This window comes from Nocardia thailandica NBRC 100428 (assembly GCF_000308795.1).
In the GTDB taxonomy this organism is placed as follows: Bacteria; Actinomycetota; Actinomycetes; order Mycobacteriales; family Mycobacteriaceae; genus Nocardia; species Nocardia thailandica.
On the sequence record NZ_BAGK01000312.1, the window covers coordinates 1 to 17,043 of the forward strand.

At 66.0% G+C, this 17,043-nt stretch carries 17 protein-coding genes; 6 read left to right on the forward strand and 11 right to left on the reverse strand.

Annotation, left to right across the window (positions count from 1 at the left end):
* Positions 1-426: 426 nt before the first annotated feature.
* Positions 427-2,820, forward strand: coding sequence for a hypothetical protein (locus ON36_RS35280; protein ID WP_157225141.1), 2,394 nt, complete (start codon positions 427-429; stop codon positions 2,818-2,820).
* A gap of 1,253 nt (positions 2,821-4,073) precedes the next feature.
* Positions 4,074-4,352, forward strand: coding sequence for a hypothetical protein (locus ON36_RS32090; protein WP_043661744.1), 279 nt, complete (start codon positions 4,074-4,076; stop codon positions 4,350-4,352).
* Positions 4,353-5,667: 1,315 nt separating this feature from the next.
* Here ON36_RS32090 and ON36_RS32095 read toward each other — a convergent pair.
* The 10 genes from ON36_RS32095 to ON36_RS32135 form a co-directional block, all read right to left on the reverse strand.
* Positions 5,668-5,922: a hypothetical protein gene (locus tag ON36_RS32095; protein ID WP_043661747.1), complete on the reverse strand. Its 255-nt coding sequence runs from the start codon at positions 5,920-5,922 to the stop codon at positions 5,668-5,670.
* 8 nt (positions 5,923-5,930) lie between these two features.
* Positions 5,931-6,347 (reverse strand): hypothetical protein, encoded by a 417-nt coding sequence (locus tag ON36_RS35285; protein WP_157225142.1) that lies wholly within the window; start codon positions 6,345-6,347, stop codon positions 5,931-5,933.
* A gap of 70 nt (positions 6,348-6,417) precedes the next feature.
* Positions 6,418-7,281 (reverse strand): phosphotransferase, encoded by an 864-nt coding sequence (locus ON36_RS32105; protein WP_083885604.1) that lies wholly within the window; start codon positions 7,279-7,281, stop codon positions 6,418-6,420.
* 20 nt (positions 7,282-7,301) lie between these two features.
* On the reverse strand, positions 7,302-8,684 hold the full coding sequence (locus ON36_RS32110) for a UDP-N-acetylmuramoyl-tripeptide--D-alanyl-D-alanine ligase (protein ID WP_043661757.1): 1,383 nt from the start codon (positions 8,682-8,684) through the stop codon (positions 7,302-7,304).
* Between the two features lie 38 nt (positions 8,685-8,722).
* Positions 8,723-9,049: a hypothetical protein gene (locus ON36_RS35290; RefSeq protein ID WP_157225143.1), complete on the reverse strand. Its 327-nt coding sequence runs from the start codon at positions 9,047-9,049 to the stop codon at positions 8,723-8,725.
* Complete coding sequence (locus ON36_RS35295; RefSeq protein ID WP_052314619.1) at positions 9,046-9,849, reverse strand: SAM-dependent methyltransferase; 804 nt, start codon at positions 9,847-9,849, stop codon at positions 9,046-9,048. Before ON36_RS35295 ends, ON36_RS35290 begins: the two co-directional genes overlap by 4 nt.
* Before the next feature lie 227 nt (positions 9,850-10,076).
* Positions 10,077-10,688, reverse strand: a complete 612-nt coding sequence (locus ON36_RS35300) for a DUF5753 domain-containing protein (RefSeq protein WP_052314620.1) — start codon at positions 10,686-10,688, stop codon at positions 10,077-10,079.
* A gap of 200 nt (positions 10,689-10,888) precedes the next feature.
* Entirely contained in the window at positions 10,889-11,305 is a 417-nt protein-coding gene (locus ON36_RS33230; RefSeq protein WP_157225144.1) for a DUF8176 domain-containing protein, read from the reverse strand.
* A gap of 496 nt (positions 11,306-11,801) precedes the next feature.
* Complete coding sequence (locus tag ON36_RS32130; RefSeq protein WP_043661760.1) at positions 11,802-12,284, reverse strand: hypothetical protein; 483 nt, start codon at positions 12,282-12,284, stop codon at positions 11,802-11,804.
* Positions 12,281-12,484, reverse strand: a complete 204-nt coding sequence (locus ON36_RS32135) for a hypothetical protein (RefSeq protein ID WP_043661764.1) — start codon at positions 12,482-12,484, stop codon at positions 12,281-12,283. Before ON36_RS32135 ends, ON36_RS32130 begins: the two co-directional genes overlap by 4 nt.
* Before the next feature lie 193 nt (positions 12,485-12,677).
* Here ON36_RS32135 and ON36_RS33235 point away from each other — a divergent pair, with 193 nt between their 5' ends.
* Positions 12,678-14,093, forward strand: coding sequence for an NsdA family TPR-like regulatory protein (locus ON36_RS33235; protein WP_506330772.1), 1,416 nt, complete (start codon positions 12,678-12,680; stop codon positions 14,091-14,093).
* Here ON36_RS33235 and ON36_RS32145 read toward each other — a convergent pair.
* Complete coding sequence (locus ON36_RS32145) at positions 14,090-14,827, reverse strand: HAD family hydrolase (protein WP_083885606.1); 738 nt, start codon at positions 14,825-14,827, stop codon at positions 14,090-14,092. The two genes, ON36_RS33235 and ON36_RS32145, sit on opposite strands and share 4 nt — an antisense overlap.
* A gap of 281 nt (positions 14,828-15,108) precedes the next feature.
* Between ON36_RS32145 and ON36_RS32150 the strand changes: the two genes are divergently transcribed.
* From ON36_RS32150 to ON36_RS32160, 3 genes are all read left to right on the forward strand, one after another.
* Complete coding sequence (locus ON36_RS32150; RefSeq protein ID WP_157225146.1) at positions 15,109-15,660, forward strand: hypothetical protein; 552 nt, start codon at positions 15,109-15,111, stop codon at positions 15,658-15,660.
* 191 nt (positions 15,661-15,851) lie between these two features.
* Positions 15,852-16,079, forward strand: a complete 228-nt coding sequence (locus ON36_RS35305; protein WP_043661772.1) for a hypothetical protein — start codon at positions 15,852-15,854, stop codon at positions 16,077-16,079.
* Between the two features lie 262 nt (positions 16,080-16,341).
* Positions 16,342-16,647 carry a hypothetical protein gene (locus ON36_RS32160; RefSeq protein WP_157225147.1) on the forward strand — a complete coding sequence of 102 codons (306 nt, stop codon included), beginning with the start codon at positions 16,342-16,344 and terminating at the stop codon, positions 16,645-16,647.
* Positions 16,648-17,043: the final 396 nt, after the last annotated feature.

The window sequence follows — 17,043 nt, forward strand, 5'->3', positions numbered from 1 at the left end:
GCGCCGAACTGCGGATATTTGCGATTCGATAGCTGCTGAGGCTGACCAACCAGCATGCTATGACACAGGCTGTTAGCCTCCAACTCCGGCTCGGTACAAATGGGTTCCGACCGGCAGCGCCGTGAGGCATGGGTGGACGCAGCTGTCGTTGGTCAAGTGGAGGAGGAACTCATGACTGCGAACGGGCCCGCTGGCGACCGTCCGGTCCGAGGCGGGGGGAATCCCGTACCGGTTTCACGACCGTACGCGAAACGCGCGGCCGTCGGAATCCGCAGAGCGGGTGAATTTGACGCTGGCCAGATACGCGCGCGGCTCCGCGGCGGGGCTGACAAACAACAGCTGATCGGTGAGCTTCGGGGCGATGCCCGCCGAAGGACGGCGATTCCTGAGCTGGCATACTGTGTTTGGGAACTCGAGGGAGAAACCGTGCTCGCGACGAACGGTTTTCGTCCGTCACAGAGCGTCAATTCGCTGCGGCGGCAACGTGTGATCGTAGAATTCGTTCTGGCGGCCCTGCTTCGCATCGAGCGCCAGGCCTACGAGCGACGTTTCAATGCGTTCGGTTCGGCGCGTTCGGCCCCGAATCACCTTTCCGCCCTGGTGATGCAGCAACTTGGCGGTCTGCCCTTCCAAAAGGAATTGCGTCGTCTGCTCGAGGCCGATGGGCTACCAGCCAATGCGCTGCATCCGGGTGTCACTGCGGGGTGGGCATGGGCTCGCGCCATGGGTCTCGTCGAAAAAGCATCTGAACAGGTGCGACTGACCTGCGGACTTGACGACAAGGAATTCCTCGCCGAGTTGCTTGAAGATGCTGCGCGCCCCGGCAGTCTGCCGGATGACCCGCTCATTGCCGAGCGCCGCGCAGATTTGGACGCGGAGGCGATGCGAGAGATTCGGCTTCGGATTGGGATGGCAGAACAGCACCTTTACTCCCTTGAGCGCAGCGAGCGAACCTCTTCTGACTTCGCTGCGGTCCGCGATGTGTACAAGTTGGCGGCGACGCTCGCGCGCCGTCAACACCAGGGTCAACTGATTGTGTCCGACTCTCGAGCCAGGGCTCGTGAGCTGTCGCGATCGGCAGCGTTCATGCGGCGGCGTGCCGACTACCTCCAACGGGCCGCCGAGGTGTACGCCCAGCTCCATCCCGCGCTCTGGGATTCGGTGCTCCGTGCAGTTCTCACGCACCAGCGGTACTGTCCCGAGGTGCGCTCGAGTTTTCCGTGCGCGGAATGCGCGCCACAGCTCGCACAAACCATCAAGGACGAGCGACGAACCGGCTCTGACGGTCCCCCGAAGGTCACTGCTGCCGGACAGATCATTGAGCGGACTAGTGATGTTGGCAGATCTGATGAGCGGCCAGAGCGTTTGGTGTCGACGCGTGTCGACGCCTTGTTGGTCGCGGTGAGCGCAAGTACCACTGCCCGATCGAGCACAGTCGGATTGGCTTGGGTGACAGAGGATGGACAGGTCGGGGTCGCGATTGATCAATCACCGACAGATCGGGAAGCGCCGTTGGTGGCCCTAGGGCGAGCAATCGCTGATCTACCAGGTGACTTGTCGCTAGACGTTGTCCTGCGAGGCCGGCCAACGCGGGCGCGAGCGCGTGGTCGACTGGCAGCGCAGGGTAGCGCGCAACTGGCGGATGTAAGGGGATCGGACACGCTGGAGTTGCTGGATCAGCTCCGCGGCCAGTCTCCTCGCGTGCGGATCATCTATGAACCCGGCATGGACGACGATCAAATTTCGCAGGCGGCGGCCGAGCTCGCCAAGGTCGCTTTGGCCGCCGTGCGTGGGGGGTATAGCGCACGTGAGCTGCACAAGGAAATCGACACAGTCGCTGCGAAATTTGGTGTAGAAGAACGTAAGCCACTCCTCGCGCCGACCTCGGAAGCGCGATTCGTCGCGGTGACACGCTCGTCCTCCGGCGAGTTCCGTTGGCTGCAACCGCTACGTCGTGACGACGTGATCCAGCGACGGCTTCCGCTTCCTACTCCTGTCGCGGCGGCCCTTGACCGCAGTCCGTCGGCGCCACGGATCTCATTGACCCTGATTCACCGATCGACCGCGATACCTGGCGAGAAGGCTGACCTCGTGGCATTCGTAACCGCTGATGGCCTGCGACTCAAATCCGCGGATTGGCCGCGCGACTTCTTCCCAGGCATATTCCTCGACTGCACCTGGCAACCCAGCAGCGGGCGGTTCATCGCAAGGACCCGGCGGCTGCCCCAACCACTGAGCGTCGAGGGACGCAGCGTCGGCTACCAATATGATGCCCAAGCATTCACACGCGACACAGCACCCATCAGCGAGCATGGCGGCAGCGTCGCTGATTGGATAATCCTGACGATGCGCACGCTCGGCTACCTTGATCCGGACGGTCGTGCGGTGCTGGCCGAAGACGCTCTCGAACGCAACATGGTGGAGCTCGGGTTTCCACCCGCGCAGCTTCCCCAGCTCACCCAAGTCGTTGTCCGGCTCATCCGAGAGGGCCGCATCCAGCGTGTCGAGGGGTCCCTCGGCCCAGACGGTCGGCCCGTCTTCCCGGCGCTACGATATCGCTCGCCCGTGGAACTACTCAGCTTCCAACCGAGCATCGTCCAGGTTCACCGCGACGAGATTCCGCAGCATCAGCCCAGCCCGCGAGCAGGCCAGCGACCCCACAAAGTATCGGGCTTCGTGCGACGACTGCCCTCGGGCCAAAGCGCCAGCGAAGAAGCCCTCGAAGCTCACGCCGAGGCACGCCGACACGCGGAGCTGGCGAACGACGCGCCGCTCAAGCCAGGTTTCACCTTTGTTAGAAAGCACCGCAGACTGGGATGAGATGGTTCGAGCACCGATGTCGACAGGGGCCGCTGCAGGGGTAGGTGGCAGTCTCACCTACCCTGCAGCAGTCCCGTGGCGAGTGAGGCAAAGTGTGTTCCAGCTCGCGGAGAAAGGTGTACTTCGACAGGTACCCCGGCTTTGCCGGGATCGTGTGTTCCGCGAGGTAACCGATGGCCCAATGGCGGAGAGGACTGAGCTCATCGACCATCTCCCCATGGCGTCGCGCTCGCTGCCCCGGGACCGGAGGTATTCGATCTCGACCTGCTGGAGCACGGTGCCGGGATGTGCCGGGAAGACGTAACGGTCGGCCATGATCGAGTAGATGTGGCCGGTGTGGAGGCTCTCGACGTTGTTGCCGAAACGGGTACGGACGAACTCACCAGGTAACTGACTCCAGACCGAGGCGGTACAGGGCACGAGTGCCGACACCGCGCGATGCACGACCGCGAAATCGGGCGGTGTTGGGCGTGTTCGCGGCTGGCAGCGTAGTGCGCGGCCGCGGCGTCGGCGGTATCCTGCTCAACACCCGCGACCACACCGCCGCCCGCGAACACGCCGCCAGCTCCGCACCGGCCGCACCACCATCAACCACCGCCTACTCGGGCATGGGGGATCAGCACCGCCGTCCAAGCCACCCTCGCCGCCGACACCGCCGACCCGAACGAACACCGCTGCACCGACCCCTGGCCGGAACCAGCCGATCCGGACGGTGCGTTGTTCCGGCCGTTGGGCCGCACCGACCTGCCGCAAGACGGGCGGCTCTCAGATCGCCAGATCGCCGGCGTCATCGCCACCCGCGGCGCCGCCGCTGGATATGAAGGCCATTCCCCTGCGCGCCGGCGCCGGGACCGAGGCGTTCGACCGCGGCACCCCCTCGAAGACGTCATCTCCCTGGGCCGCTGGCCCAACCCTGTCACCGCCCTGTCCTATTGCAACCGCCAACGACGCTCCGCCCGCGTCGGCCTGGGGTGGTGAAGGGGCCGCGGATCCTTCGCGAGCGCAGCGCCCGAGTTCGCAGCCGACTCGCACCATTCAGCCCGCGGCAGCCTACCGGTTCCGAACAGTAGAGACATGGCTGAGCCGTCACCTTTCGTCGCGATCGGCCGGCCGGAACCTGAGCTCGTTCATCTGGTTGGACGTTGCTGAACGAATTCCGGTTCCCTCGAACCCGCGGTGTCTGCTGCTCGGCTCGTGCAGGCGGGGAGTTCCTGCGACGATGTGGCCATGAACGACCGATCGGGCCTACGCCGATGATTCGCTACGAGGTGTCCAACTTTGACGAGCAGCGCCGACAGTGGCGGGTCGAGCCCTACGGCGACACAGTCGACCTTGATCCGGGCGACACGATGATTGTCGAGTTCGAGCACGCTGCCGAGCTGGTGCTCCAAGTCAGCCTGTACTCCAAGGGGTTGTCAGAGCTGTGGGTGCTCGAGAAGCCCGAGGGTGAGGCTCTGTTCCCGTCCGACCTCAAACGCAACGACGTCACCGTCTGGCCGCCCGTCGAGAGACAGTGGTCTCTCGGCCGCTGACCCTGTGCTGGGATGGCCTGCATTGTGATCCTGCGCCCCTCACACCTCAAGGCGCCGAGTGATGGCATTCGCCACCCCTGACCTGCGAGCCTCTACGCGGGCCGGGCAGGCACTGGGGGCAGGCGGGTAGCCGGCCACCAAGTTCTTGTCGATCCGCGCGGCACCCAGCGATGAGAACCGTCGACGGCGCAGGCTAGCAGAGTTACTGGGGTGCTGAGTCGGGGTCGTCACGCAGATTGAAGACTTCCGCGGCATCGCGGTGCGCCATGTATCGTCTGTGTTCTTCGAACGGCAACAGGTATGGGGTGAGGATCGACTCGCGCCGTTGGATGCGTGCAATCGCCTTGTGGAGCCAGGTCAGCAGCCACTTTCGAAGCGGGTGTGCTCGAAGACACTGTTCGCGCTGTCGGTCACGAGCAAAGACCCTAGGACATGCAGCAGGCGGCGTCGCAAGTCGAAGCCGCCGAACGATCTGGGTGAGGGCAAGCGCGACCCGGCGAGCCCGGTCCGACCCGGGGGAGATGGGTCGGACCGGCATGCGCTCGGGTAAACGGCCAACGGCAGGCCAGCACATGCTCGCCTTGTGCGAGTTCCTTGCACCTTACTCTGGACTCCACATCGGCGCGTACCTTGAGCGCGCCTGACCCGAGCCCGTCAGGTCCAGTCGGTCAGGCCCGACGTCTGAGCCGCGCGGCGAGGCGCCAGGTTGTGGCCTCTTCGAGTCACACCTTCGGTCAACGTGGCACCGCGTGGCTCCGTAGCCGTATCGCGGCGGTGTGGTGCTTGGGCAGTGGCCCGCATGGTCAGTCCGCCAGCGACAGAGGAGAATACTCCAAAACGTGTTCGGCGCGGTGTTGATCGCTACGCTCTAGTCGCACTAGTGAGTGTTGCTGGTGTGCCTCGTCGTTCGTGTGTGGCGAACACATCGTGTGTTTCGGCCGCTATTTGTTTGAGACATGCTAACGAGGAGGAAGATGTCCACCAGAGGAAGGCATCGGAAACGCAGGCCCGACGCCCGACCGCTACTCGAAAGAGCAACGGCCGGGCTTCAGGACAGAGTGTTGCCGCTAGGAGACCCCAGGGTCACGACCGCGCTGATTGGCGTGCTCGTCATCCTCATGGGGCGGTAACTCTGCGTTGTTGGGGTCGGCTGCCGGGCCAACGGCGGCCGACCTCGCTTCCGTGGAACGACTCCACCGGAATCTTCTTACATACCCATGTATGTAAGAAGTGTACGAAGAGTACCAACATCGCCCGACCTTGGGATGGAGAACTACGGAAAACCGGATCTCTGTAATTCATGAACGGGTAGTGGTCAGCCGATGCCGAGTTTGGTCATGGCCCACTCGGCTGCGCCGGTGTCGTCGGTGGCGGTGTAGCGGCGGGTGTAGTGCAGGGGTGGTGTGATCCAGCGGATGGAGCGCCATCCGCGATCGGGGCGGATGGTCCATCCGCCGTATTCTCGCCACAGGGGGTAGCCGGGTCGGTCGCTGCGGTAGTCGCCTCGATGGCGCGGAGCGGTGGTTTTGCGGTGCAGCCACGAGGACAGCACGGTGATGGCGTGTTTCATGGGTGTCCTCAGCAGGTGACGATGCGGGGTGCGGAGGGGAAGTCGGTCTGGGTTGTTGTTCCGTCGGGCGCAGTTTCCCATATGGTGGCGACGCCTTTCCATGCTCCTTCCTGGCAGTCGGCCCAGGCGGCGATGTTGAGTCGGGGCGCGGGGATCTGGATGGAGGACTCGGCTCCCCGGCTGGCCCAGGTGTTGCTCCCGCGTGGTTTGAAGCGGACGGTGAGGTTGATGGAGAACCCGGCCGGGGTGGAGGCGCATTCGGCGTAGCCGCCGCCGATGACGGCGTTGTGCTGGGTGTAGACGGTGCCGGTGTGGAAGGTGAAGGTGCACGACGGCCTCGACGTGGCCGAGGCAGGTGGCGCACCAGTGGTGGCGATCGCGGCGAGCGCGAAGGCTGATGCCGCGGTGAGGCTTGTGAGTTTCATCGGAAGTCCCCCTTCGGTTTTGGTGCCCGGGACGAGCGGTGGTGTTCGCCCGCCTCGGGTTTGTTTCGGGTCAGGGTGCGACCCAGCCCCACGGTCGTGGTCCTCGGAGTCCTTTCAGGCAGGCCAGGCGGTAGTCGGCTTGGCGGCGGGCGTGGTCGGAGACGGCGGCGTGGCGTAGGGCGAACAGGCACAGTTCGAAGGAGCGCACGTCGCGGATGACGGGGTAGCCCTCCCACCGGGTGACATCGGAGCCGTAGGCGTGGGCGAACTGTTGCCATCGCGATGGCGGGTCGGCGAGGGTGTCGGATTGGAACGCGACGGTGGCTTGGTCCCACTGGGGCGGGCCGATGCAGCAGCGTTCCAGGTCCACGACGTGTCCGCCGGTGGCGGCGGTCATGGTATTGGCCGGAGACGGATCGCCGTGGATGACACACCACGAGCTCGGCCACTCCAGCCGATCCCAGCCGGCGGCGAGGTCCTCGGCGCAGCGGCGCAGCCAGTTCTTGTTGTGCTCGCTGGTGAGGCATTGGGTGATGCGGTCGGTGAAGTCGGGCAGCGTGAACCGGGGTAGCCCGAGGTGACTGGGCACTCGTAGCGAGTGCAGCCGTGCGAGCATGCGCCCGGTTTCGGTGGCCTCGGCCGGCCCGCCTGAGCCGAGGTCTTCCCAGAATGTGACCGGCCGCGAACCGACCACGACCGGGTCGGGGACGAGGGGTTCGGGCGCGCGCACGTGGTGGGAGCGCAGCCAGTCCGCTGCCCGGAGTTCACGGATTGCGGTGGACAGCTCACCGGGCTGGTGGACGCGGATGACGGTGGCGGTGTCGGTACGCAGCATGGCGTTGTCGCGCAATCGGATCGCCTCGATCCGGGTGGCCGGGACCTGGGCCTGGGTGCAGGCGGCACGAGCCAACGCGAGAATGTCTCTGCTCCTCATGATGTTTCCCCCTTCCTGTGTCAATGACCTGCGGCCACCAGCGCGGCGGCGGTCTCGAACAGGCCGGCGGAGTTCGCACCCTTGATCAGGACGACATCGCGCCCGCGCAGCGTCTCGGTGATCAGTGCCAGTGCCTGGTCCTTGGATTCGATGTGGGTGACACGGCGCGAGCCTGCCTGGCGTGCGGTGGTGGCGATGAGTTCGGCGTGCGGGCCGCCGACGGTGATCAGGGTGTCGATGCCGAGGTCGGCGACGCAGCGTCCGATGCGGGCGTGCAGGGCCGGGGCGGAGTTGCCGAGTTCACGCATCTCCCCGAGAACCGCAATGCTGGGCCGGGTGTCCGCGGCGAGGGCGGCCAGCGAGACCAGGGCGGCTTCGACGCTCTCAGGGGAGGCGTTGAAGGCGTCGTTGATGACCGTGACCCCGTCGCTGCGCTCGATGAGTTCCATCCGGCTGCCCGAGGCCAGGCTTGCACCGTCGAGCGAGTCGGCGACGGTGCCGAACTCGACCCCGGCGGCCAAGGCCAGCGCTGCCGCGGCGAGGGCGTTGGTCAGGTGATGGGCCCCGACCACGCCCAGTGTGACCGGGGCGGCGTCGTCGCGGTGACGCAGGGTGAATCGGGCGCGGGCGTGGGCGTCGAGGGCGACGTCGGTGGCACGAACGTCGGCTTCGGGGCCGGTGCCGAAGCGCAGCACGCGGGCGCGGGTATGTCCTGCCATGGCCGATACGAGGGGGTCGTCGTCGTTGAGGACGGCGATGCCGGAGGGTTCGAGTGCCTCGACGAGTTCGCGTTTGGCGACCGCGATGGCCTCGCGGCTGCCGAACTCGCCCAGGTGGGCGGAGCCGATGCCCAGGACCGCGCCGATCTGGGGGCGGGCGATATCGGCGAGGTGGGCGATATGCCCGCGGCCTCGGGCGCCCATCTCGAGCACGAGGTAGTCGGTGTCGGCCTGCACACGCAGCACGGTGTGAGGGAAGCCGATCTCGTTGTTGAACGAACGCTGGGTAGCGACGACACTGCCTGCTCGGGAAAGGATTTGGGTGAGCAGGTCCTTGGTCGAGGTCTTGCCTGCCGAGCCGGTGATGGCCAGAATCCGGCCGGTGTAGCGGGCCGCCACGGCATGGGCGAGATCACTCATCGCGCTCACCACGTTGTCCACGATCACCGCCGGAGTGCCGGTCGGTCGCGAGGCCAGCACAGCGACGGCACCGCCCTCGATCGCGGCCACGGCGAAGTCGTGCCCGTCGACCCGCATCCCCGGCAGCGCGGCGAACAGACCACCGGGCTCGACCTGGCGGGAATCGAACGCTGTCGGCGCGGTCACGGCGGCCCACGCGTCGGAGACCGAGTCGAGGCGGCCTCGCACGGCTGCCGCGACCTCGGCGAGAGTCATGGGAATCATGGCTTCCAACCTTTCGATTTCAGTGACGGACGGGGTCTTCACAGACCCTGCATGGTGCTGAGATTTGGTGTGTGCCAGGAGCAAACACGCTGTAACCCGGAGAGATCATTCGGCACTGTGTCCGGGACCGAACTGTCGGGCTGCGGAGAGCCCTTCGCGCTCAGGGCATAGACCGTGTCCGCGCCTTGGGCCTCAGCGGTGGCGTAGCCGTTGGCGACCAGCCAACGCAGCGTGACGGTCACGGGACCGAGCGCGCGGGCTTGGGCGACCTGCCGGGCGGTCTTCCGGCCAGCGCAGAGTGCGTTGATTGCCGCGACTAGAGCATGGGTGAAGCCGCTGTGGTGTATACGCGAGAACCCGTTCACGTGTCTCCTCGGTCTGTGCGTCGGCCGACGGCGGCGTAGGCGCTCAGGTCGTACTTGCTCGGGTGGAATGCCTGGTGCTGGGAGCTGCCGAGGTCGGGTCGCCAGTGGTGCGGGGAGACCAGGCCCGGTTCGAGCAGCTGATAGGGGGCGAGCATCGCGGTCACCGTGGCGCGGTCTCTGGGCTGATAGGGGATGCCGTGGTGGGTGAGGTCCTCGGCCCAGCGGCGGATCTTGTCACCGAAGATGTCGTCGGTGAGGTGGCTGAGGATGACCCAGTTGGTCGCGGGCATGCAGTTGGTCAGTTCCGCGAGTACTCGCGAAGGATCGACCAGAAGTTCGGCGGTGCCGGACAGGCACAGTGCGATCGGTTCGGCCGGATCGAGGAATGCGGTGATCTCGGTGAGGACGGTGGCGGTGTCGGTGATGTCGAGTTGGGCGAAGTGGCGGTTGGGGGTGTTGGCGAGCAGGGCGCGGGCGTGGGCGGCGACGAGAGGGTCGTTGTCGAGGTAGAGGACCCGGGCCTGCTCGATGTTGCGTCCGGCGATGTCTCCGATGTCGGGTGGTAGTGGGATGCCGCAGCCGAGGTCGACGTATTGGTGCACGTCATGCTCGTTGCTGAGGTGTTCCACTGCGCGCAGCAGGAACCGGCGTGCCTCGCACACCGCGACGACGATCCTGTCACTGACCTGTCGGGCGACCGTCCGGTCGATCTCGTAGTTGTCCTTGCCGCCGAGCAGCAGGTTGCCGACGCGCGCGCTGCTGGGCACGTTCTGCTGGAAATCCTGGAACAGGCCGTTCACCTTCGACCCCCTGCAATGACGACGGCCGCGACTGGGATCACCGAGCGTCCGAGTCTGAGCAGCCGGATGGCGAGCGGCCGCGCCCTGTTGTCGGTAACGGGTTGTGGGGTCGACATGTCCGATCCTGAGTGGTTGGGCGGCCAAGCCCCGATCTGCCGGTTCTTGCTGCCGTGACGAGGGGTACGGCGTGAGAGCGGGATCGGGGCTTGGCCGCGCGGTCAGGTGGTTCAGAGGCCGGGGCCGGCGTGCTCGGCCAGGGCCCGGTCGAGCAGGGCGCGGGCGTGCTCGCCGTAGACTGCCTGGTCGGCCAGCAGTTCGAAGGTGCGCAAAGCGAGGGCGATCTCGTCGGCGCCGCTGGTCTCGACCGACCCGGTGACGGTCTCGATGGCGACGCCGGTCTCGTCGTGGATGACGAAGTTGTCGGCCTGGCCGATGAATTCGGCGTCGAGGGGGACGATGCCGATGTCGACGTTGTCGCGGCGGGTGAGGATGTCGCCGAGCTGGCGGATCTGGGCGGCCATGATCGCGTGGCTGCCGACGGTGCGCCGCAGGGCGGCCTCACCGATGAGCAGGTGGAAACGATGCCCGGGTGCGTCGAGCACGTCCTGGCGCTGCATACGCACCGCCGCGGTCGCCTCACTGTCGTCGGGCAGACCGAGCACGGCGGTGCACTTGGACAGGATCGCGCGGGCGTAGTCGAGGGTCTGCACCAGCCCGGGCAAGATCTCCGGACTATAGCTGCGCTGGTACTTGGTGTCGGCCTCGATGTCGATCAGACTGCGCTGCAACGTTTCCAGGCCCGCGTTGTCGGTGGCGGCGTACCAGCTGGAGTAGGACATGATCTAACCGTTCTTTCTTATTTTGGTGGTTGGTTAACTTGCGGGAGTCCGCCAGATGTGGTCGCTGGTGTGGGGGAGCGCCCCCGGAGGTGCGGGGGTGTCGGGGCGGCCTCCGGGGGCGTTTCCCACCCTCGGGCCAACCGGCCAGGGAACCGGTCGGGGTGGTGGCCCGAGGTATTCGGGTGGTTCGGGTGCTGTGGTCAGGCGTGGGCGATGGAGCTGATGAGCGTCGTGTCGCCGGTGGTGCGGGTGGTGATGATCTGGCGCGGCGCGTGAGACTCGCTGCCGGGGTGGTACTCGGTGACGGTGACCGCCCACAGGTCCACGTCGCCGAGACTGGCCAAGGGGGAGATCGTGACGCAGTGGTGGGTGCCAGCCTGGGTGGCGTCGATCCCGGCCTGCAACTGGTCACCGGAGCGGAGTAGGGCCTCGGCGGTGAGGAACCGGCGTGCCTGCTCGGCGGAGCGTTGCACGTAGTAGGCGTAGTTGAAGCCCAGGATCGCGCCGGGACCGGTGTCGGTGTTACCCGGCCCGAAGCCGGATACCACGCCCGAGGGGGAGGTGATTTCGGCGCAGGTGGAGGTGTGCGAGCCCGCGGTGCTTTCGGGGGCGGCCACGATCGCGATCGTGGTCAGGGCTGGGAGGGTGCCGAGAACCGTCGCAGCGATCCAGCGGCGGTTGTGTGAGCGAGGCGTGGCGGCGGTGTCGAGTTTCGCGTACATGGGGATCGGGATTCCTTGACTCGGGCGGGTTGTCGGGGGGGTGGCTCCGGAGTCGCCGGGAAGCGACTCCGGGGCCGCCTCGGCACGGGGCCACGGCCAGGCGAGACGTCGCGGGTATCTCGCCGGGTCACGTGCGGAGGCCATTTGGGTGGTCGCGGCCTTGACGGCAGGGGTCAGGGCTGGAGGTAGAGGCGTTCGTTGGGCAGCCGGGGCAATCCAGCGCACTGGCCGGGGGATACGGCCACAGTTCCGGGCCTGTGAACAGCCACGTCGCAGATGAACACCAGCGCGGCGGTGATGCAGGCGGCGAATTCCATTCGGACGCTGGACATCAGGACGGAGAGTCGGACGTCGGGTTCGTCTGGGCGCGGTGACTGTCTGCTGGCGGGCTTCATTGCCGAGCTGTCCTGGCTAGGAGTGCTCGGGCGCATTCGATCACGACTTCGCCGGAGGGGCGGAACGTGCTGGTCGCCGGGGAGATCCAGGTGCGGATCATCGAGGAGTCCGGGACGGGGGAGGGCAGGGCGATGTCGCCGTCGCGGATGACGATCACCCGGGCGTGCCAGAGCTGGGAGACGATGGCGGGGTCGGTGATGGGCCGGATGTCGGCTCGTAGGAGGAAGGTCCACATGCCTGCGCGGGGGTGGCCGATGATCGACAGCGGAGCGACGCCGCGCAGGTCGAGGCTGTACTTGACCTGTTGTGCCAATGCGGTCGGCATCATCACCGCCCCGACCAGAGATCCGGCCTTCATCGTGATCCGCCCGCTCTGCGGGTCGACGACGGTCGGCAGCGAACACATGCGTCGGTAGAACTCGGACCGGCTGTGGGGAGACTCGGTGAACGGCTGCACCGGTGCGCTGGTCGGCGTCATCGCGATTCCCCGGACGGCTCGGTCACCCTGCTGGTGACCCATCCGGCGACCGTCATCGCGTTGAGCTGACGGACCAGGGTCGACAGCGAGCAGTCGAAGGCGCGAGGCGTCTCGGAGTCGGCGAGGGCGCCCGCTGACTCGCCCGCCTCGGCCGGCGTCACCGCGGGCTGGAGTGAGTTCGGCTCGTTGCTGCCGTTCATGGGCGACCTCCCTGATGCGTTTCTGCTGTCGAGGGATGTCGGATCGGCGGTGGTGGCCGTGGTCTCCCTCGGAAACGGGTTCCTGGTGAAAATCGTGGCCCGTCAGAGGTATCGGGAGGAACCGCACAGTGTTGGCACAGTGTTGGCGTAGCGTAGGCATCTACCAGTTCAGCAGCGGGAATGAGGGGACCGCATGATACGAGGGCGGGCATGGACCGGCTTCGAAGCTGCCGTGCTGCAAGAGGCGATGAGACTGCCGATCCGGGACTTCGCCACCATGCTCGGCATCGAAACCACCACGATCAGCAACTGGAAGTCCGGGCTGAGCGCAGTCAGGCTGCGCGCGAACACCCAAGCCATCCTCGACACCGCTTACGCCCAACGCGCTACCCCTCAAGACCGGGAACGGTTCGAGCAGATCGTGGCCGAAGGCGAAGACGCCTGGCGAGCACGTCACCCGAAAGCTGCGCGCAGAAGTCGCTCTGACTCGAATGCCGTTGAGAGACGCAGTACTGATCTGGCGACGGCCTGCGAGTCGGCGGTGGTGAGCACAGACCTTCGGCAGGCTAGGAGCAATGGCTACGCCGTGCCGAAAACCGATGTCGCGTCGATCGGCAGGTCAAGACTGGTCGGGGTCGATCGTGTGGCTAGCGATGTGTTGGACGTGGAAGAGGTTTCGGCACTGATGAGGACGCGGGCTGCGCCGGGTTCTCTGAGGAGTTTCGCAACCGTGACCGATCTGCTTGCTGGTCAGCGCCAGAGTTTGGCACCCGATGCGCTCATCGGCCCGATTGAGGCTCACCGAGATGCCATTGCATCGTTGTTCCGTGCTGCGAGCGACGATGTGATCAAACGGCGTGCGGGGGCACTGCTGGGTGAGACGTCGGTGGTGGCGAGCCGGGTATGGAGTGCTATCGGTGACCGGTCGATGGCACTCACACATGCCGCGTTCGCCCGAAAGCTCGCCGACCAGCTCCAGGACAAGACACTGGGAGGGATCGCACGGATCTTCGAGAGCAATCTCCGGTCGGATGCAGCGACGCTGATCAGTTCGGACGGGGACGTCGTCATCGGGCTCCGAGTACTCAATGAAGCGGACAGCCTCTCAGCCTCTCTGCCGCCTGCCGCGCGAGCACGAATCGGCGCCGAGCAGGCGCAAGCCTACGCGGTACTGGACCTCCGGGATGAATGCGAGGATGCGTTGACCCGCGCTCAGTGTGCCGCGGAGAGTATCGATGACGACGACCGGTCCGGCCTGTTCAGCGACTGGAACAGAACCCGGATCCAGGTTTATGTAGGCACCTGCCAACTCCTCCTGGGCCAACCGAAACGCGCTATCGCGGCCCTTGTCTCTGCGCTGGCCTCCCCGGAGCTGGATAGCCCCAACGTTGCCCTGGCGGCACGGGTCGACCTGGCCAGTGCGTACGCATTGTCAGGCGAGCTGGACGAAGGATGCCGGGTACTCGGGGAGACCTACGAGGACCTGGCTGCGATGGGCAATCGTCGTGGACTCGAACGTGCGCAATGTGCCCTCGACAGGCTGGCACCCTGGCACAACGAAAAGCCGGTCCTCGCGTTGATGGAGCGAGTCGGCGAGAGCTCCGCCTAGCGCTCGAGCTGAGCAGCTGAACGGACCGTCTGCGCCGAACCAATAGCTTCGAGCACCTCGCTAGGATCCAACCCGCTGACGACAGCATCTGGTGAGTGCTCCCACAGCTCCTCGGCGGTGAGCCGGTGGGCAACCGCGATGACTCCGAAGCCGGCGTGTCTAGCGGTCGCGATGTCGTTCGGCGCGTCGCCGATGATGACGGTACGCGCAGGCTCGATGGGACGTCGGTACTTTGCCTGATAGCGGTCGGCCACAAACGCGGGCAAGTCGAACCTTTCCCGCGCGTCCGAGCCGAATGCGCCGACATCGAGATCGAGGTGTCTGTCCAGACCCGCAACGGCGAGTTTGAACTCCGCTGACACACGCAGATTCCCGGTCAGCGCAGTCTGGACATATCCGTGCTCAGCCAGAGCGTTGATCGTTCGCTCTGCACCTGGATAGGCTGCCTGGTCACGAGCGAGCTCGGCTTCGCCCTGCCTCATGACCTGCATCAGCACCTCGGCGTATCGGCCGAAACCCCGTTCGGCGACATCGTTGGCAACTCCCGAAGCGACCGCTGTGTCCACGACGATGGACTCGTCGGTGTAGCCATGTACTCGCGCAGAGGGGAAAACGACAGCAGACTCCTCGATGCCGTACGTGCGGGCAACTGCCCGCCGAAGCCAGCGCAGATCCGCCGGAATCAAGGTGCCGTCGACGTCCCAGATGATCAGCCCTGCCCGTGTCTCAGCCATGTTCATCGATTCTGGCAGACGGTAGCCGACCCTGCAGCACCTCCCAGCTCTCGGCCGGGGGCAACTCCACCAGCTCACCCACCGTGTTAGCGGTCAGTGCGCCGGTCACGAGTGCAGACAGCGCCCCAGTTAGTTCAGTCACGAGCCCATCATCGCAGTCAGCAGCGGGACACCACCGCGATACACCATCACTACACCTACATGCCCGACCAAATGCGAAAACAGGTAGAGCGGCAGCGGTATCGGCGTCTTCGGATCGAGCCTGTGAGACGATCCAGTGCATGGGGTGGGTGCGAGAGTTCGTCCGCGATGTGGGTCCGTATGTGTTGCTCGCGGTGATGGTGTGTTGTTTCCCGTGTGGCGCGCTATTCGGTATGTGGAATGCCAACCCCACGGAGAACGGGCCAGGTGGTGAGGCCTCGTGTGACACCGGTCTTCCGATGGTCTCTACGGTGGTCTTCGACCGGGGGGTGCAAGATCCATCGGCGACGGCGTACGGCAAGCCGGTGCGTCTGGTCGCGGTGGAGGGCGATACCACCGTGGTAGAGATCAGGGCGCTATTCGGGTGGGTGACCAGTACTGTGCGCGCCCCCGAGGGGGCCACCGTGCAGGGCGGACTCACCGATGCCTACAACACGGTGACTATCGTCGACATCACTGCGGATCGAGTGATCATCGAGATGGAAGGCGCCAGTGATGCAAAGGAGCGACGGTCTATGCCGTTCAGCTCCCACACGTCTCTGATCGCGACGCCGAGTCCTGTCGCCGGAGCCCTACTTCGCCGCGGTGAGGTCCACACTGTGGCGCTGGCGGGTTCGACCGCACCGAGGTGATGCCTTTCTTCGCCGAGTCCTCGCTTCGTAGGCCTGGCTCTGGGCGATGAACTCGTGGGTTCTGTATGAATCAGCTCGTCGAACCCGCGGTGACCCGCGTTGCCCCTGCCGAAGGCTGACGATGGCGGCAGGGGCACGCGTCGTGCCGCGCGTTCTAGTTGTGGGGATCGGCGGCGCTCGGGGAGCGGCTGATGATCTCCGCGCCCGGGATCAGTCCCGCGATCGCCGGCGCGGCGGTGACGAGGACCGGGTCGCGGGTGGGCAGGGCGGGGGGCGAATCCGGTTCCGACGTAGATCGCGACGCCGGTCGCACCGCCGAGCTGGTCGGCGGCGCGCTGGATGCCGGAGGCGATTCCAGCGTCATCGTCGGTGGTGCCGCTGACGGCGATGTACTGCAGGCCGTGCCGCCGATGAAGTGATCCAGCGCGAGACCGCGCGTGGCACTCTGGATTGAGTGTAGGTGTGGCGGCGCTGCTGACCTCGGCTTGCGAACGCATCCTGAGTGCCCGGGAGAGGACCGGGACGGAGGCTTGCGCGACTGCGCGGCTCGACGCGCCAGGTTCGTGTCGATCTGACCCGTCCATCGCTGCAGGCTCCGCGCAGGCGTGGGTAGAAGGAGAACAGTGCCACCGACGGTCCGGTCCGAACCAGACCGTGCCTGAAAGACAAAGGGGGATTGGCGTGTATCTCGTTTCGGCTCTGCTGTGCGGCCTTGTCGGTGCACTGGCGTTCGGTACCTCGCGTGTGCTCGGAATCGCGCTGCTCGTGATCGCGGTGCTGATACTGGCCGGCCCAATACTGATGAAGCTCTGGAAGGACTGGGATCACGCGATCCATGCCGTCCCCTTCATCATGGCTATCCTGTTGTTTCTTGAAGCAGCGTTCTACCTACGGGAGTCGCTCACTGTCCCGGGAGTGGCCGGGGTGGTCATGGGCAGCGCGGCCCTGCTCGTCGGCGCGCATGCGGTGTGGAAAGACTTCTTCTGAGCGGCAGGCCGCGGCAGCGGATGGGACGACGACGCGGTGTTCCCGATCCGTGCCGCGGTTGTGCTGACCGGCGGTGGCGTACTGCTCGACGTCGGCCGCTGACCAGGTCGTCTCACCCTCGGCGACCCCGAGTGCAGGGCGAACCATGCCGCCGGTCCCCGCCGCCGGGCGCGAACGTCGGCGCGACCTCCCGAGCGCGGCTACGCCGAGTCCGAGCAGCGTTCAGGGTCAGGTGTTCTGGATCCCGCCGAACGAACCAGTCGGCAGCTGGCCGGGCCCGAACCCGATGGCTCTTGCACCGGTAGGGGTAGGAATCTGGGCCGGGTAGCAGTCCGCACCCTTCGGGTTCGCCGACAGGCTGTCGAGTATGCACCCTATGTTGACCTGGCTACTACC

Coding starts and splice junctions, on each gene's coding strand:
- ON36_RS32090 (WP_043661744.1), top strand. CDS start 4,074: ATGATTCGCTACGAGGTGTCCAACTTTGACGAGCAGCGCCGACAGTGG.
- ON36_RS32095 (WP_043661747.1), bottom strand. CDS start 5,922: ATGAAACACGCCATCACCGTGCTGTCCTCGTGGCTGCACCGCAAAACC.
- ON36_RS35285 (WP_157225142.1), bottom strand. CDS start 6,347: ATGAAACTCACAAGCCTCACCGCGGCATCAGCCTTCGCGCTCGCCGCG.
- ON36_RS32105 (WP_083885604.1), bottom strand. CDS start 7,281: ATGAGGAGCAGAGACATTCTCGCGTTGGCTCGTGCCGCCTGCACCCAG.
- ON36_RS32110 (WP_043661757.1), bottom strand. CDS start 8,684: ATGATTCCCATGACTCTCGCCGAGGTCGCGGCAGCCGTGCGAGGCCGC.
- ON36_RS35300 (WP_052314620.1), bottom strand. CDS start 10,688: ATGTCCTACTCCAGCTGGTACGCCGCCACCGACAACGCGGGCCTGGAA.
- ON36_RS32130 (WP_043661760.1), bottom strand. CDS start 12,284: ATGACGCCGACCAGCGCACCGGTGCAGCCGTTCACCGAGTCTCCCCAC.
- ON36_RS32135 (WP_043661764.1), bottom strand. CDS start 12,484: ATGAACGGCAGCAACGAGCCGAACTCACTCCAGCCCGCGGTGACGCCG.
- ON36_RS33235 (WP_506330772.1), top strand. CDS start 12,678: ATGATACGAGGGCGGGCATGGACCGGCTTCGAAGCTGCCGTGCTGCAA.
- ON36_RS32145 (WP_083885606.1), bottom strand. CDS start 14,827: ATGGCTGAGACACGGGCAGGGCTGATCATCTGGGACGTCGACGGCACC.
- ON36_RS32150 (WP_157225146.1), top strand. CDS start 15,109: ATGGGGTGGGTGCGAGAGTTCGTCCGCGATGTGGGTCCGTATGTGTTG.
- ON36_RS35305 (WP_043661772.1), top strand. CDS start 15,852: ATGATCTCCGCGCCCGGGATCAGTCCCGCGATCGCCGGCGCGGCGGTG.